This is a genomic window from Psychrobacillus sp. FSL K6-4615 (assembly GCF_038008225.1).
In the GTDB taxonomy this organism is placed as follows: Bacteria; Bacillota; Bacilli; order Bacillales_A; family Planococcaceae; genus Psychrobacillus; species Psychrobacillus psychrotolerans.
The window spans coordinates 3,226,943-3,240,441 of the sequence record NZ_JBBOYQ010000001.1 but is presented as its reverse complement, the minus strand read 5'-3'; the positions used below and the strand labels follow the sequence as shown (position 1 = coordinate 3,240,441).

At 36.1% G+C, this 13,499-nt stretch carries 17 protein-coding genes; 14 read left to right on the top strand and 3 right to left on the bottom strand.

Annotated features, from left to right (window positions below; genetic code table 11):
* Positions 1 to 5 precede the first annotated feature (5 nt).
* Entirely contained in the window at positions 6 to 1,130 is a 1,125-nt protein-coding gene (locus tag MKX53_RS16225; protein ID WP_093537538.1) for a GNAT family N-acetyltransferase, read from the top strand.
* Between the two features lie 62 nt (positions 1,131 to 1,192).
* On the opposite strand, the gene MKX53_RS16220 is transcribed toward MKX53_RS16225, so the two are convergent.
* Positions 1,193 to 1,348, bottom strand: coding sequence for a lmo0937 family membrane protein (locus tag MKX53_RS16220; protein ID WP_340912582.1), 156 nt, complete (start codon positions 1,346 to 1,348; stop codon positions 1,193 to 1,195).
* A gap of 108 nt (positions 1,349 to 1,456) precedes the next feature.
* Between MKX53_RS16220 and MKX53_RS16215 the strand changes: the two genes are divergently transcribed.
* The 7 genes from MKX53_RS16215 (at position 1,457) to MKX53_RS16185 (ending at position 6,999) form a co-directional block, all read left to right on the top strand.
* Positions 1,457 to 1,735, top strand: a complete 279-nt coding sequence (locus MKX53_RS16215; protein WP_340912580.1) for a late competence development ComFB family protein — start codon at positions 1,457 to 1,459, stop codon at positions 1,733 to 1,735.
* Positions 1,736 to 2,070: 335 nt separating this feature from the next.
* Complete coding sequence (mntR, locus tag MKX53_RS16210; RefSeq protein ID WP_093537539.1) at positions 2,071 to 2,499, top strand: transcriptional regulator MntR; 429 nt, start codon at positions 2,071 to 2,073, stop codon at positions 2,497 to 2,499.
* A 242-nt stretch (positions 2,500 to 2,741) separates the two neighbouring features.
* Positions 2,742 to 3,602, top strand: coding sequence for a CvfB family protein (locus MKX53_RS16205; protein ID WP_093537540.1), 861 nt, complete (start codon positions 2,742 to 2,744; stop codon positions 3,600 to 3,602).
* A 96-nt stretch (positions 3,603 to 3,698) separates the two neighbouring features.
* Positions 3,699 to 4,616, top strand: coding sequence for a DUF1002 domain-containing protein (locus MKX53_RS16200; RefSeq protein ID WP_093537541.1), 918 nt, complete (start codon positions 3,699 to 3,701; stop codon positions 4,614 to 4,616).
* 289 nt (positions 4,617 to 4,905) lie between these two features.
* Positions 4,906 to 5,874 (top strand): ring-cleaving dioxygenase, encoded by a 969-nt coding sequence (locus tag MKX53_RS16195; RefSeq protein ID WP_340912577.1) that lies wholly within the window; start codon positions 4,906 to 4,908, stop codon positions 5,872 to 5,874.
* Between the two features lie 33 nt (positions 5,875 to 5,907).
* On the top strand, positions 5,908 to 6,189 hold the full coding sequence (locus MKX53_RS16190) for a GNAT family N-acetyltransferase (RefSeq protein ID WP_340912575.1): 282 nt from the start codon (positions 5,908 to 5,910) through the stop codon (positions 6,187 to 6,189).
* A gap of 324 nt (positions 6,190 to 6,513) precedes the next feature.
* Positions 6,514 to 6,999, top strand: coding sequence for a DUF4064 domain-containing protein (locus MKX53_RS16185; RefSeq protein WP_340912573.1), 486 nt, complete (start codon positions 6,514 to 6,516; stop codon positions 6,997 to 6,999).
* Positions 7,000 to 7,016: 17 nt separating this feature from the next.
* Here MKX53_RS16185 and MKX53_RS16180 read toward each other — a convergent pair whose 3' ends face one another.
* Positions 7,017 to 7,508, bottom strand: a complete 492-nt coding sequence (locus tag MKX53_RS16180) for a GNAT family N-acetyltransferase (protein WP_340912572.1) — start codon at positions 7,506 to 7,508, stop codon at positions 7,017 to 7,019.
* A gap of 220 nt (positions 7,509 to 7,728) precedes the next feature.
* On the opposite strand from MKX53_RS16180, the gene MKX53_RS16175 reads away from it, so the two are divergent.
* Positions 7,729 to 8,067: a hypothetical protein gene (locus tag MKX53_RS16175; protein WP_093537546.1), complete on the top strand. Its 339-nt coding sequence runs from the start codon at positions 7,729 to 7,731 to the stop codon at positions 8,065 to 8,067.
* A 45-nt stretch (positions 8,068 to 8,112) separates the two neighbouring features.
* Here MKX53_RS16175 and MKX53_RS16170 read toward each other — a convergent pair whose 3' ends face one another.
* On the bottom strand, positions 8,113 to 9,237 hold the full coding sequence (locus MKX53_RS16170) for an MFS transporter (protein ID WP_340912571.1): 1,125 nt from the start codon (positions 9,235 to 9,237) through the stop codon (positions 8,113 to 8,115).
* Positions 9,238 to 9,341: 104 nt separating this feature from the next.
* Between MKX53_RS16170 and MKX53_RS16165 the strand changes: the two genes are divergently transcribed.
* The 5 genes from MKX53_RS16165 to MKX53_RS16145 all read left to right on the top strand — a co-directional run bounded on the left by MKX53_RS16165 (position 9,342) and on the right by MKX53_RS16145 (position 13,301).
* Positions 9,342 to 10,229: a diacylglycerol/lipid kinase family protein gene (locus tag MKX53_RS16165; protein WP_340912569.1), complete on the top strand. Its 888-nt coding sequence runs from the start codon at positions 9,342 to 9,344 to the stop codon at positions 10,227 to 10,229.
* 111 nt (positions 10,230 to 10,340) lie between these two features.
* On the top strand, positions 10,341 to 11,132 hold the full coding sequence (locus MKX53_RS16160; protein ID WP_340831647.1) for an AraC family transcriptional regulator: 792 nt from the start codon (positions 10,341 to 10,343) through the stop codon (positions 11,130 to 11,132).
* A 78-nt stretch (positions 11,133 to 11,210) separates the two neighbouring features.
* Positions 11,211 to 11,978: a membrane protein insertase YidC gene (gene yidC, locus MKX53_RS16155; RefSeq protein WP_093537550.1), complete on the top strand. Its 768-nt coding sequence runs from the start codon at positions 11,211 to 11,213 to the stop codon at positions 11,976 to 11,978.
* A 53-nt stretch (positions 11,979 to 12,031) separates the two neighbouring features.
* Positions 12,032 to 12,277 carry a hypothetical protein gene (locus MKX53_RS16150; protein ID WP_340912567.1) on the top strand — a complete coding sequence of 82 codons (246 nt, stop codon included), beginning with the start codon at positions 12,032 to 12,034 and terminating at the stop codon, positions 12,275 to 12,277.
* A gap of 178 nt (positions 12,278 to 12,455) precedes the next feature.
* Positions 12,456 to 13,301, top strand: a complete 846-nt coding sequence (locus tag MKX53_RS16145; RefSeq protein ID WP_340770566.1) for a M15 family metallopeptidase — start codon at positions 12,456 to 12,458, stop codon at positions 13,299 to 13,301.
* Positions 13,302 to 13,499 lie beyond the last annotated feature (198 nt).

Sequence of the window (13,499 nt, the reverse complement as noted above, 5' to 3'; positions counted from 1 at the left end):
GGAAAATGAAGCTTACGGAATGGACGATGGAAGAACAAGAACAACTGATCCACTTCATGACGACGAATAGTTGGCCGTATCATGGAAACTCACACCCAGCAAGAGAACTAATCGAAAAAACGATTGAAGAAGGCGGATATCAATCGGATGAAGTTAAAACCTTTTGGATTGAAAATGAAACAAATGAAAAGGTTGGTTTCGTAAAAATTTATGACCTACGAGATGAAATTCCTCTTTTTGACTTGCGAATTGCAGATCATGCGAGAGGTAGTGGTTACGGACCGGAGGCATTAAAGCTTGTAGCTGAGTATGTATTCCAACTACCAGAAGCGAAAATTCGTTTAGAAGGACATACAAGACAGGATAACTTTGCAATGCGCAAAACTTTTGAACGAGCTGGCTTTGTAAAAGAAGCACAACTTCGACAAGCATGGTTTTCTCCTAAAGAGAGTTCCTATTACGATGCTGTAACGTATGGTCTAACAAGAGAAGATTTCTTAAAAGGAACTGCAACTCCCGTGAAGTGGGATGAAGATTTCCCTAAGACTTATCCTGCTAAAGAAGAGCTAACCTTTGCGGAGGAGTTTTACACAGAACGATTGTTGATACGAGCTCCAAAGGTAGAAGACGCGGATGAAATTTGGAAGGCGGTAGTCAATTCGGATGCTGCACTGAAAGAATGGATGCCATGGGCCCAAAAAAAGCAGTCATTGGAGCAAATTACAACGAATATACGTCAAGCAGTTGCCGACTTTATAACTAGAAAGGATTTACGCCTGCAATTGTATTTAAGGGAAACAGGAGAATTTGTAGGTGCTTCTGGATTGCATCGAATTGACTGGAACGTTCGGAAATTTGAAATTGGCTATTGGATTGATAGTAAGTTTGAGGGGAAAGGCTTAATGACAGAAGCATGTGAACGCATAACACAATTTGCATTCGAGGAACTACTGGCCAATAGAGTAGAAATTCGTTGTGATAGTGAAAATGTTCGAAGTCGCTCTGTAGCCGAAAGAGCTGGGTTTAAGTTGGAGGGCATACTTCAAAATGATTCTTTATCTGCCGATGGGGAAAAATTGAGGGACACATGCATATATGCCAAAGTTAGGGAATCTCAAGATTCTATTTAAAATTTCAATTTGAATATCAATGAAAAAATAAAAAGGTGTTGCCGTTTAGGCAACACCTTTCTTTATAGTGATCGTTTTCCACTGATTAGTTGAACTACAAAAATGATACCCGCAATGATTAGTAGCGCATGAATAAATCCGCCGCCAATTTTTAATACTAAACCAATTAGCCAAAGTACGATTAATACTACGATAATTCCCCATAAAATTCTACCCATTTCATATCTTCCTCTCTTTATTTAATTTATCAAGTCATGTTGATATTTAAATTTTACCCGTTTGGGTATAGTATTAAACATGCTTCACTTTTTATATGCATGAAAGGAGTGTTATCATTGCTTACTAATGTGATGCAAGAAATAGTTCATAGCCTTGTCAGAGTGATGATGAGAGGGTCCGAGTATCAAACCTTTTGCAAATGCGGACAATGCGAACGTGATATTATTGCCTTGAGTTTAAATACATTACCTGCTCATTACGTTACAACAGAAAAAGGAAGAATAGCCGTTTTTGAGCGCTTAAATACAGCAGAAAACTTAGAATGGATCAACAAAAGAATTATCCACTCCATCTATGTTGTGGGTAAGTACCCGCATCGTCACTAAAACCTTGTCTTTTTTCGATAAGGTTTTTCCTCTGTTTAAATATTAATAGATAAATGCTTTTTGCTCAGACTCTTTCTAGTTCCAGCGCCTAGCCCCTCGAGTCGTTTCAGACTTGCGGGGCCGCAGGATGCGGGTCAGTCAGTCGTTGCGACACGATGTCGCGAACTTAGACTGACTTCGACTGGGCAAAGAGTGCCTTATTCCAATTCTTCCAACGCATTTCGGGGCTAACATAGGCGCTTGCACCCTCCAAAATATAGGAATAAATATCTAGAATTGTGATAGGGTCTTTATTGTAGTAAAATATATAGAGCAAAGATGAGAGGAAGATAAATATGCCAACACCAAGCATGGAAGACCATATTGAACAAATTTATTTGTTGATAGAGCAAAAAGGATATGCTCGTGTGTCTGATATTGCAGAAGCATTGTCTGTATTACCATCTTCCGTAACCAAAATGGTTCAAAAACTTGATAAAGATGGCTTCTTAATATATGAAAAGTATCGCGGGTTAACTCTTACGGCAAAAGGAATGAAGCTCGGAAAAAAATTAGTAAAAAGACATGAACTTTTAGAAGATTTCTTGAGAATTATTGGCGTAAAGGAAGAGAATATTTACAATGACGTAGAGGGAATTGAACACCATTTAAGTTGGAACTCCATTGACCGTATTGCAGATTTGGTATTATTTTTAGAGGAAAATCCAGCATTACAATCCAAGTTAATGGAATTACAAGAACCAGAAAATGAGCAAACCTTGTAAATGTTGTTTAAAGGAATACCACATGATACATACAATCTTTGGGAATGATAGAGGTTGAGTTTTAACACAAAAAGTAGAATATAATCTTTTGTGTGTATGAGTTTACAATAGAGTTTATGATTTATATGAATCGGCTATAGGGAAGTAGCATAACCTTTTTTGCAGTCTAATCACTTTATATATAATTCAGAAGAAGCGAGTAAAGATCGATACCATATTTGGTGAGAAGGAGAGCGGTAATTTTGATAGGAACAGCATCAGGAGAAATAGTCAAGTTACAAGTGAAAGAACAGGACGGATCGAAATGGATTTTAACATATGATGGAATGGATATTCCGTTAAATGCATCTGAAGCACCAGAGGGTGTAGAGGTAGGTGGCACAATAGAAGCATTCTTATTTGTGGACAGACGTGGAAATCTATCTGCCACAACACAGCTTCCATCTATTCAAAAAGGCACATACGGATGGGCTCGTGTCATTAAAGTAGTCGATAGAGATGGCGTTTTTGTTGATATCGGTACTTCTAAGGAAGTTCAGGTTAAAGAAGATGATCTTCCAAAAATAAAAGAACTATGGCCTGCTGTTGGAGATCATTTATATATGACACTCCGTACCGATAAAGATGGTGAGTTATTCGGTCGATTAGCAACTGAGGACCGAGTAGAAGAGCTATATATAGATGCACCAACGACATTATTCAATCAAAATCTACAAGCACGTGCATACCGCTTGCTTCCTGTAGGTACGTTTTTGTTAAGTTTTCCTGAAAACTATCGAATTTTTGTACATGAGTCAGAACGCTTTAATGAACCGCGGTTAGGTGAAGATTTAACAGTACGCGTTATTGACGTGAAAGAGGATGGATCTTTGAATGGTTCCCTTTTGCCACGTAGACATGAACGTCTAGGAGACGATGCAGAATCTATATTCCGTTACCTGAATGATGTTGGTGGTAAAATGCCATTCACAGATAAGTCTTCTCCAGATGAAATTCAAGAAATGTTCAGTATGAGTAAAGCTGCTTTCAAACGCGCCCTAGGTAAACTTATGAAAGATAAAAAAATTGTTCAAGAAGATGGTTGGACACAATTGAAAATGTAGTTCATACGGAGTAAAAAGAATCGATTAGTCGGAACTTTTTACTCCTATTTTCGTATTATTGAAGGAATGGAAGAGAAAGGAAAGGGGTTAAATAGTATGAAGAAATTATTATTGCCATTCATTACAGCAATGTTATTAATAGGTATGGTTATTGCGCCTACCTATTCATTAGCAGACTCAGATGGCTCCACTGAAGAAGAAGTTGTAAATGAAAAATTTGGTGCACCTATCATCGTATATGGAGGAAATTTAACTGCTGAGCAAAAAGACAGTGTAAAAAAGAGCTTAAAAATAACGGATAAATCAGATGTTCAAGAAATAGAAGTAACTGGCAAAGATTTAGCAACATATTTACAGGACGGAGATGCATCTGCAAGAATGTTCTCTTCTGCTAAGATCACTCGAAAAGACGCTGGTAAAGGTCTAGTGATAAGCATAGTTACACCGGATAATATTACAGAAGTAACATCCGAGATGTATGCAAATGCAATGCTAACTGCGGGCATTAAGGACGCAGTAGTAGAAATTGCTGCACCTAAGCCTGTAACGGGTCATTCAGCACTAGTAGGGATATATAAAGCCTATGAGGTTTCGGGGGAAGAACTTGATCCCGAACGTACAGATGTGGCCAATGACGAACTATCTATTGCTACTAATCTAGCAAAAGATGCAGGTATTGATGAGGCAAAAGTGAGTGAGTTATTAACAGAGATTAAAAAGCAAATTGCAGAACAAAATCCAGTATCTCGTGAAGAGGTGGAAAAAATTGTTTCGGAGCAATTAGCTAATCTAAAAATTGAGCTTTCGGAAAAGGATCGTCAGCTGTTGATCGATTTAATGGACCGTATTCGTCAATTAGATATCGATTTCAGTCAATGGTCAGATCAACTGAATGATTTAAGTAAAACAATTGAAGACAAGATTGGAAAAATAGTCGATAATGAAGGATTTTGGGAAGGTGTCAAAAACTTCTTTACGAATCTAATAGATTCGATTCGTTCTATTTTTAACTAATGTATAGGCCCTCCTTCTTAAATAGATAGGAGGGCTTTGTTTTGTTCAAGATTTATTTTAAGATAATGCACCTATACTTATATAGTTTTATATTCAATTACCGATTATATAATGTGGATCTAGTTGATTGGAGCGAAGAGCCGTGACTGCAGTGGGAACAGCGCGAGCTGAAGACCCTGGACTGAGTTTCTTAAAGCCTTGTTCTCTTTCTTTGCACAAAATACAAGGATTTGTTATCATGGAAGTAATATATCTCGACTTCAAGATAAAATAATGAGGAGGTAAAGAAATGAAATTAGCAGGTATCCACCATGTCTCAGCAATTACTGGAGACGCTGATAAAAATCATGACTTTTATACAAGAATATTAGGAATGCGATTAGTGAAGAAAAGTGTAAATCAGGATAATCCTTCTTCTTATCATTTGTTTTATGCAGATGCTGTAGGTACGCCAGGAACAGACATGACTTACTTTGACATACCCAATGCAGGAAGAACATATCCTGGTGTATCTAGTATTAGCAATACAAGTTTCCGGATCAAAAACGAGCAAGCTCTACATTTTTGGAAAAGTAGATTTGAAAAATTTAATGTACCACATGATTCTATTATAGAAAGGTTTGGTCGTAAAACACTTTACTTTGAAGATTTTGAAGGGGCAAGACTTATGTTAGTAGTCGACAACGGGGCTGGAATACCTTATGGCGAAGCATGGGTTAGAGAGGAGATTTCAGCGGACAATGCAATTGTTGGTTTAGGTCCCGTAAAGCTTACAGTTCGAAAATTAGCACCTACTGAAAAGGTCTTAACAGAAATACTTGGATTTGAGTTAGCTGGTTCCTACCCATCGGAGGTACTGGACATGCCAGATATTCAAGTTTATACGACGGGAAAAGGCGGTCCAGGTGGAGAAGTTCATATCGAGACACGCACAGATTTACCAATGGAGCGACCTGGAAGGGGTAGTGTACATCATGTAGCATTCCGAATTCCTTCAATGGAAGATTACCCAAAATGGGAGGAGCGCTTACGTGAAAATGGCTTTACCACTTCTGGTTTAGTAGACCGATACTATTTCAAGGCAATCTATTTCAGAGAACCAAATGGCATTTTATTTGAATTATCTACCGATGAGCCAGGATTCGATACAGATGAACAAATGGATAGCTTGGGAGAACGATTAGCACTACCACCTTTTCTAGAAATGAGAAGAGTGGAAATTGAAGCGAAGTTGCGTCCGTTGTCAATCAATAAATAAATGTGCTAAAATTCAGAAAAGGAGTGGTTATTGATGGAATTTGAATTTAAAGAATTAGGAAACGATGTTTATGCGTTTCAATATATACAAGGCGGGGAAAGATTAGGCGAAATTACTTGGACGTTACTTGGAGATGTCATGGTGATGGATCACACATTTGTATCGGATAAGCTGAGAGGACAAGGGGTTGCCAAAAAATTATTAGATAGCGCTGCTTCTTATGCAAGAGAGCAGGAGCTAAAGATGGAGCCGGTTTGCTCATACGTAGTGGCAGCCTTCTCAAAATCTAACGAATATGATGATGTAAAAGCATAACAGAAATTTGTATACTTCATAACAAAAAGGCAATCCGCTTCTATTTAGAAATGGATTGCCTTTTTATAATAGCATTATTAAATTTGTGTGAAAAACACTAAAATTCCTGTTAATACCGATGCACCTGCTAACGTATAAAGGAAATCTGCTTGGTTAAAAATTATCTTTTTTTCCATAAATTCCACCCTCTCTTTTTATGTTGATAGTTAAATATTACCCTGGTTTATAAATGTTTAAACAGGTTTAAATTATTTTATGAAGGGGATTTTAAAATTATACGAAACCTTTTCAACTATTAATCGTAGAATGATAAGAAGTGTAAAAATGAAGGGACTGAATTCTATGTCACGTACAGGAGAAGTAGTATTAAGTGTTATTAGTGCAATTATGACATTACTTAGTATTATTTTAGTAACAGTTTTAGTGGTAAGTGGAAGCAGCATATTGAAAGATGAAGAATTTAAAAAAGAATTTGAGAGTACGATTTCGAATGAGCCTACATTTACGGAAACTGACCAACAATTGATAAATGATAATATGGATGTAGTTATTGATGCATTTAGTTTATTTGGTTGGGTGTTTATAATTATTCTTGTTATTAGCCTAATCTTGAATATTATCGGAATCATGTCTATTTCCAAAAATAAAAACCCGAAGTTAGCAGGAATTATGTTCATCCTTGCAGGTCTTTTTGCTGGTGTAATATCGCTAACATCAATTCTATTGTATATTGCGGCTATCATGTGTTTCGTTCGCAAACCACCAGTTCAAATACAAGAGGAATACTATACAACTGAAAAGTCACTTTAACAAACAAAAACACCGACCTATAAGGCCGGTGTTTTCAATAGATATACGTATTTAGCGGTAGATAAAGGATGTCCCTCAAAATATTCATCGAATTCTTCTAAACATTCGAAGCCAAAATTTTCATAGAATTGACGGGCATTATCATTTAAGCTTTCCACGTAAACAAATAACTGTCGTCCAGATGGCATTTGGTTTAGCCCAGCTAATAATAGTTTTTTTCCATATCCACTTTGTTTATATTCAGGTAACACATAAATAGCAGTTAGTTCTGCATCTCCATCTTCGTCGGTATAAGTAAAGTTAGCGAAACCGATGGGATTGCCTTCATATTCAGCGATTAAGAAGATAGTTTTCTCTATTCTCTTCACAATCATCATAGGGGAATAAGCCTTTTCTAGAAAAAGAGTTTGTATGTCATCAGGTATAATATTCTTGTATGTATCGTTCCAACTGACCTTTGCGATCTGTTGAATTACTTGAATGTCATCTAACGTAGTCGCTCTAATCATTTGAAATCACCTCTAGATTCTTTTTGTAATCATAACAAAAATAACTATAATCTTCTACATATATATACAATTAAAATCATTTAGATATCAAACTGTAATATAAGATGGGTAATCTCAAGCATTAAAATCATATACCTCTAAAGAATTAGTTTGTTAAGGTGTTAACTTATTTAATAGTGGGTATATACATTATATATAGAAAACCTTGGAGGTAATTAGGATGGCAAAAAACAAATCACTATTATTGGCAGGATTAGCGGCAGGAGCGTATGCATATTTCAGTAAGAAAGAAAATCGTGAGAAAGCGGTAGTGGCTTTTAATAATACAAAATCTAAAGTGAATGCTTACATAGACTCACAAAAACATCAAAGATCCGATTTAACTGCAGCAGGACATCCAGATCCTTACGATACATCAGATAATAATATGGTCGATGAAGGAGCTCTTACAAGCGTCCAGTACTATAATGATGAAGTTCAGGACAACCAAAAGAAAGACGATACAAATAAGCAAGACGGAGAAAAGAAGTCTAATCCTAATGACCAAATAACTTTATAATCTTAATAGGACAGGAATGTGTCAAAAACCACATTCCTGTCCTATTTATTTTCTCCACGTAATGGCCAAGATAGACACTATTAACAATATGATTCCTGTCATAGTAAACCCGCTCGTAGCATCCAATTCTAGGAAGCCAGTGATACTCGATCCCACAACTACTCCTATAGAAAAGAAAGCATAGAAATAGCCATATGCTTTTCCTCTATAGGATTGTTCTGTTGAATCTATTAATAATGTGTTAATAGATGGGAAAAGAAATGCAAATCCTATTCCATATAACCCCATCCAAATATATAGTAAGTTCAGTGAATCTGTATGGCCGAGCAATAGCATACTTACTCCCATGATGCTCATACCAAAAGTAAGTGTATAGATGGGTTTTACTCGGTCAAATATTCGATTTATCGGAAGGATAAACACTAAAATTGCGACAAAGCCGAAAGTACTTAGAAGAAATCCGCTTGTTTTAGTGTCAAATCCTAAATCCACTATTTTTAAAGGGAGCATATACGCTAATACCCCTTGCGAGAACATTAAGAAAAAAGCACCTGCAAATGACTTAATCACTCCACTTTTTTGGAAAATAGAGTGAACGGAATGCTGAGAGACATCCTTCTCTTTTCTTTCGATAGCTACTTTTCTTAACAAAACTAAAGACAGTATACTTAAAGCAAGCATAATAGAACCTGTCATTCCTAACACAAATACCTCATTTTTTTTGCTTGCGAGAATACCACTTGTAGCGGGACCAACAATTGCAGCAAGTCCAACAAATGCACCTGATAGTGCAACTCCTTTACCTCGTTTTTCATGCGAAGTCCTATTAGCTGAGTAGGTAAAAGCTGCAGGTACAATTAGTCCAGCTACTAAACCATGTATAAAACGTATTAGTAATAATCCAAACGGCTCGCTAGCAAATTGGTAAAGGAATAAGGAGAAACTCGTTGCAAATAAACCAGTGATGAGTATGTAATAGGGTCCTTTTCGATCAGTTAGAAATCCAGAAATAATATTACCAAATGTATTCGAAAGAGAATACATCCCTACAACTAAACCAGTTATAAAAGGAGTGGCACCAAGAGATTCTGCAAAGGGGCTCATAATTGGTAGTTGAGAAAATAAGTCGAAAAATGAGATGAAGATAATAATATATATAAAAAAGTGCAATACTGCTCCTCTTTTCTATAGTAGCTTTTATTCTAGTATAAAGGTTTTAAATGTATCGATAAAGGGAATTTGGAACAAAACAAATCATACAAGGGGGAAGTCTTATGAAAGCAATGTTCATCTATAACCCATCTTCAGGAAAAGCGGATGCCGAGCGATATAAAGAAACAACAGTTAATGTGTTAGAAGGCTTGGGGTATGAAGTGATTATTAAGGAAACGAGTAAACAAAATGATGCCACCATATTTGCCACACAGGCGTGTGCTGAGAAAGTAGACTTTTTGTTAGCAATGGGTGGAGATGGGACGATAAATGAGGTTGTCAATGGTCTCGCTGAACAACCTAATCGACCTCTATTTTCATTTATTCCACTCGGTACTGTGAACGATTTTGCTCGTGCACTTGGCATTCCATTGGAGCCTGAGCTTGCTATTGAAGCTTTAAAAATGACGAACACACGATTAGTGGATATTGGGCAAATTGGGGATAAATATTTTATGAATATAGTAGCTGTTGGTGAGATAGCTAGTCGTGTTGCGGATACTACTGTTGAACAAAAAACAAAAATGGGTTCACTTGCTTATTTGCTAGAAGGAGCAAAAGCCATTATTTCGAAAGAAGAAATAAAAATGACAATAACGCATGATCAAGGAATTTGGAAAGGGACACCTATGCTTATACTTGTGGCTTTAACGAATTCTGTAGGTGGATTTGAAAAATTGGTAAATGCAGCGGAAGTAAATGATGGAAAGTTACATATTTATATTATAAAACAAGCAGGATTGGCTTCTATAGCAAGAATGGGAGCAAAAGTCCTGTTGGGTACACTAGAGGAAGATATTGGAGTGGAAGTAATCGAATCTAGTAATGTATTAATCGAATCTGGAAATCCTCTATATTGTAATGTAGACGGGGATGAAGGAGATTGCACGCCACTGAACATTCAAATATTACCTAAACATTTAAAAATGCTAGTCCCTCAAAAAAACTGAGTCTAAAAGGTTGAAAAAATATATTATTTCCAGGATAATGATATAGACTAATACAACATACCTAAAAGGTTATATAAACATTAAGACCTACTTAGGGAAAAAGAGGGAAATATGAAGACTGTAGAGAAGCAATTTTTAGATAATTTCTCTAAAATATACACTAGAGAAATAGGTACAACAACAAGAGTAGAAGGTTTAGATTCTTTCCTAGAATTAGAAGAACAGCTATTTCAAAAAATGTTTTCTTTTGAAGTAACGGAAGCAAAAGAAATTCTAAGAAGCATGATAGATTTAATAATTGCTAGAACACGTAAGAATATGATCCAAAATGTAAAGTATTACTACATTCAGCTAGTGGCTATTATGGGAAGAAAACTAAATGAGAGTCAAGTTCCTACTGATAAAGTTAGCGCGTTTAACATTGCATGTGTAGAAACTATTGAGACGAAGATGAGTGATGCACAATTTTTATTATGTGCAGATGAGTTGGTTGAGTTTTTTGTGATGGTCATAACCGAAAGGAAAAAGCCGTCATTTGGCCATCAAACGGTTAACAAAGTAATCCTCTATATTAATGATGAAATAGAGACAAATTTAACGGTAGAGGATATTGCAAAAAGATTTGCTATAAGTACAAGTCATCTTTCTCGTATTTTTAGAGAGCATACAGGAGTGACGCTTGTAGAATACTTAAATGTTCGAAAAGTAGAGGAATGCCAATACTTTTTAAGAACAACAAATAAAGCTATTTCCGATATTTCCAGTAGTTTTCACTTTTGCAATCAAAGCTATTTCACTCGCATATTCAAAAAGTATACCGGAATAACACCGAAGCAATACCGCGATAACCAGGAATATCCTAGTTTTAAATATAATTTTCCTAATGAACAACAATCAGTTTAAATATTTTGGATTAAATTTGATAAATAGCTTCATAGTAAGGTATACTTCTTTATAGTTTGATGAGTGAAGGTGAATAGAGTGAAAAAGAAGATTAGTTTATTTTCTATTCTTGTATTTGCAGCACTAGTGCTTAGTGGATGTTCTGGAGTAGAAAACAAAGAAGGTACTTTTTATAATATTTTTGTTCGACCTTTTGAATTTCTTATACATTTCTTTGGAGAAATGTTCAATGGTAGTTATGGGCTGGCGATTATCGCTATTACCGTACTTATCCGTCTTATTCTGATGCCTTTGATGCTTAAAAATTATAAAAATCAACAAGGCATGAAACAGAAAATGGATAAATTGAAACCAGAAATGGACGATATCCAAAAGAGATTAAAGGAAACAAAAGATAAAGAACAGCAAATGGCTCTACAACAAGAAATGATGGGATTATACCGTAAGCATGGAGTAAATCCGCTGAACATGGGTTGTCTACCGATGATTATTCAGATGCCTATTGTAATGGGATTGTATTTTGCGATTCTCTATTCTGCGGATATTAAAGCGCATCCATTTTTATGGTTTAACTTAGGATCTCCTGATATTGCAATGACACTTATTGCTGGAGCGGTTTATTTCATTCAAGCAAAAGTTTCATTATGGACAGTACCTGAGCAGCAACAGAAACAAATGAAAATGATGATTTATATTTCGCCAATTATGATTATGTTTATTTCCTTCAGTTCTATGGCGGCACTGCCAGTTTATTGGGCTGTCGGTGGACTATTGCTAATATTCCAAACGTATTTGGGGCGTAAATTCTACTCGAATCATCCAGAAAAAGCAGAGGAATCTGTATAACACAAAAACGAAGCGATTGTTGCTTCGTTTTTTTCTTGAGAGGTAAGGTGTTTATGAATAGAAATTGGATATTTGGACTACTGATTGCAGCAGTTAGTATTTCTGCGTTGGTATTTATCATTAAAGGAAATATTAATATGGCTGTATTGTTTATGACAGCAATCTTTGCTCTAAGTAATGGTTTCCGAGCAATAAGTTTTAAAGAAAAAGGATTTGCCAAAGAGGCGAAATGGATGAAAGGTATGTCCATTTTGTTTGCAGTATTATTTTTTGTCGTGTTAATTTTGCTAATTTTTTAATAAAAGAGAGCGTATTTACCTATCATGGGTAGATACGCTTTTACTTATTTAGGAGGATTCATTTATCGTTCAGGATGGTTATAATTATTTTGGCGAAGTTGAATTTCAATAAGAGAATAGTTATTAGAAAAATGGTAAACTAGAAATAACGTAATAAGAAAGAAGGAAGTCCGAAGATATGCAGTCAAGATATAGCTTTTTACAAGAAAAAAAGAAGAAAAAATGGCCATATATTATTTCTGGAATCATTGCAGGAATACTTGTAGCCACAGCGGTAGTGTGGGTAGGAATGAATGAATGGAATATAGATAAAAGTATAGAGGAACTCCGTGATTTGACAGGTGTTAAGCAAATAGTCGATGTTGATAAAACAGAAGAAGCTAATGTGGATAAACCAGTTATAGAAGAACCAAAACAGGAAATTCCTATTGTGGAGGAGCCGGTAGTGGAAGAGGTAGATATGTCTGGCGCAAAAGGCTATATTGGTAACGAAGTTTTACCCCAGGAGCCTACAATAGTAAAAGGTGTATTAATTGCTAGTAAAAAGTATCCCCTGCCATCTACTTATGCACCTGGTGAAAGCAAAGAGGCTAGAACAGCATTTCAAGAAATGGCTGCTGAGGCAATTTTATCTGGGTATGACCTTGTAGCTTTCAGTACGTATCGATCTTTTGACTATCAAACTCAGTTATATGAACGTTATGTAACAAATGACGGACAAGAGGCTGCGGATCGTTATAGTGCACGCCCGGGCTATTCCGAACATCAAACAGGGCTAGCTTTTGACATCGGAGAGCAGCATTTTGAACAACATTTCGCTAGAGAAAGCTTCGGAGAAACAGAAGCAGGCAAATGGGTTGCAGCCAATGCCCATAAGTATGGATTTATTATGCGTTATCCGAATGGCTCAGAAAAAATTACAGGTTATATGTATGAGCCGTGGCATTTTAGGTACATCGGAAAAGAACTTGCGCCTCAAGTATACGAAGCAAACGTGACTTTAGAAGAATTCCTAAATCTTTAGTAGACAGGATTAGAATACAAAAAGAGGTTTCCAGAAATGAACTAACCTATTTCTAAAAGATGTAAGAGGGCTACGGACAGTAAAAAGCCATAAGAATACCGAGAAAAAAGAGGCTAGTTGTGACGTCAGTCACGACTAGCCTCTTAAAAAAATCAAACGGTAATCTTATAGCAATAAATCTGTCCAAAGCCCTTCGAA

What these genes read in the sequence shown, in the direction of transcription:
- MKX53_RS16145 (WP_340770566.1), top strand. Translation starts at nt 12,456, where the DNA reads ATGCAGTCAAGATATAGCTTTTTACAAGAAAAAAAGAAGAAAAAATGG.
- MKX53_RS16200 (WP_093537541.1), top strand. Translation starts at nt 3,699, where the DNA reads ATGAAGAAATTATTATTGCCATTCATTACAGCAATGTTATTAATAGGT.
- MKX53_RS16185 (WP_340912573.1), top strand. Translation starts at nt 6,514, where the DNA reads ATGAAGGGACTGAATTCTATGTCACGTACAGGAGAAGTAGTATTAAGT.
- MKX53_RS16175 (WP_093537546.1), top strand. Translation starts at nt 7,729, where the DNA reads ATGGCAAAAAACAAATCACTATTATTGGCAGGATTAGCGGCAGGAGCG.
- MKX53_RS16190 (WP_340912575.1), top strand. Translation starts at nt 5,908, where the DNA reads ATGGAATTTGAATTTAAAGAATTAGGAAACGATGTTTATGCGTTTCAA.
- MKX53_RS16150 (WP_340912567.1), top strand. Translation starts at nt 12,032, where the DNA reads ATGAATAGAAATTGGATATTTGGACTACTGATTGCAGCAGTTAGTATT.
- MKX53_RS16220 (WP_340912582.1), bottom strand. Translation starts at nt 1,348, where the DNA reads ATGGGTAGAATTTTATGGGGAATTATCGTAGTATTAATCGTACTTTGG.
- MKX53_RS16165 (WP_340912569.1), top strand. Translation starts at nt 9,342, where the DNA reads ATGAAAGCAATGTTCATCTATAACCCATCTTCAGGAAAAGCGGATGCC.
- mntR (WP_093537539.1), top strand. Translation starts at nt 2,071, where the DNA reads ATGCCAACACCAAGCATGGAAGACCATATTGAACAAATTTATTTGTTG.
- MKX53_RS16195 (WP_340912577.1), top strand. Translation starts at nt 4,906, where the DNA reads ATGAAATTAGCAGGTATCCACCATGTCTCAGCAATTACTGGAGACGCT.
- MKX53_RS16160 (WP_340831647.1), top strand. Translation starts at nt 10,341, where the DNA reads ATGAAGACTGTAGAGAAGCAATTTTTAGATAATTTCTCTAAAATATAC.
- MKX53_RS16225 (WP_093537538.1), top strand. Translation starts at nt 6, where the DNA reads ATGAAGCTTACGGAATGGACGATGGAAGAACAAGAACAACTGATCCAC.
- MKX53_RS16180 (WP_340912572.1), bottom strand. Translation starts at nt 7,508, where the DNA reads ATGATTAGAGCGACTACGTTAGATGACATTCAAGTAATTCAACAGATC.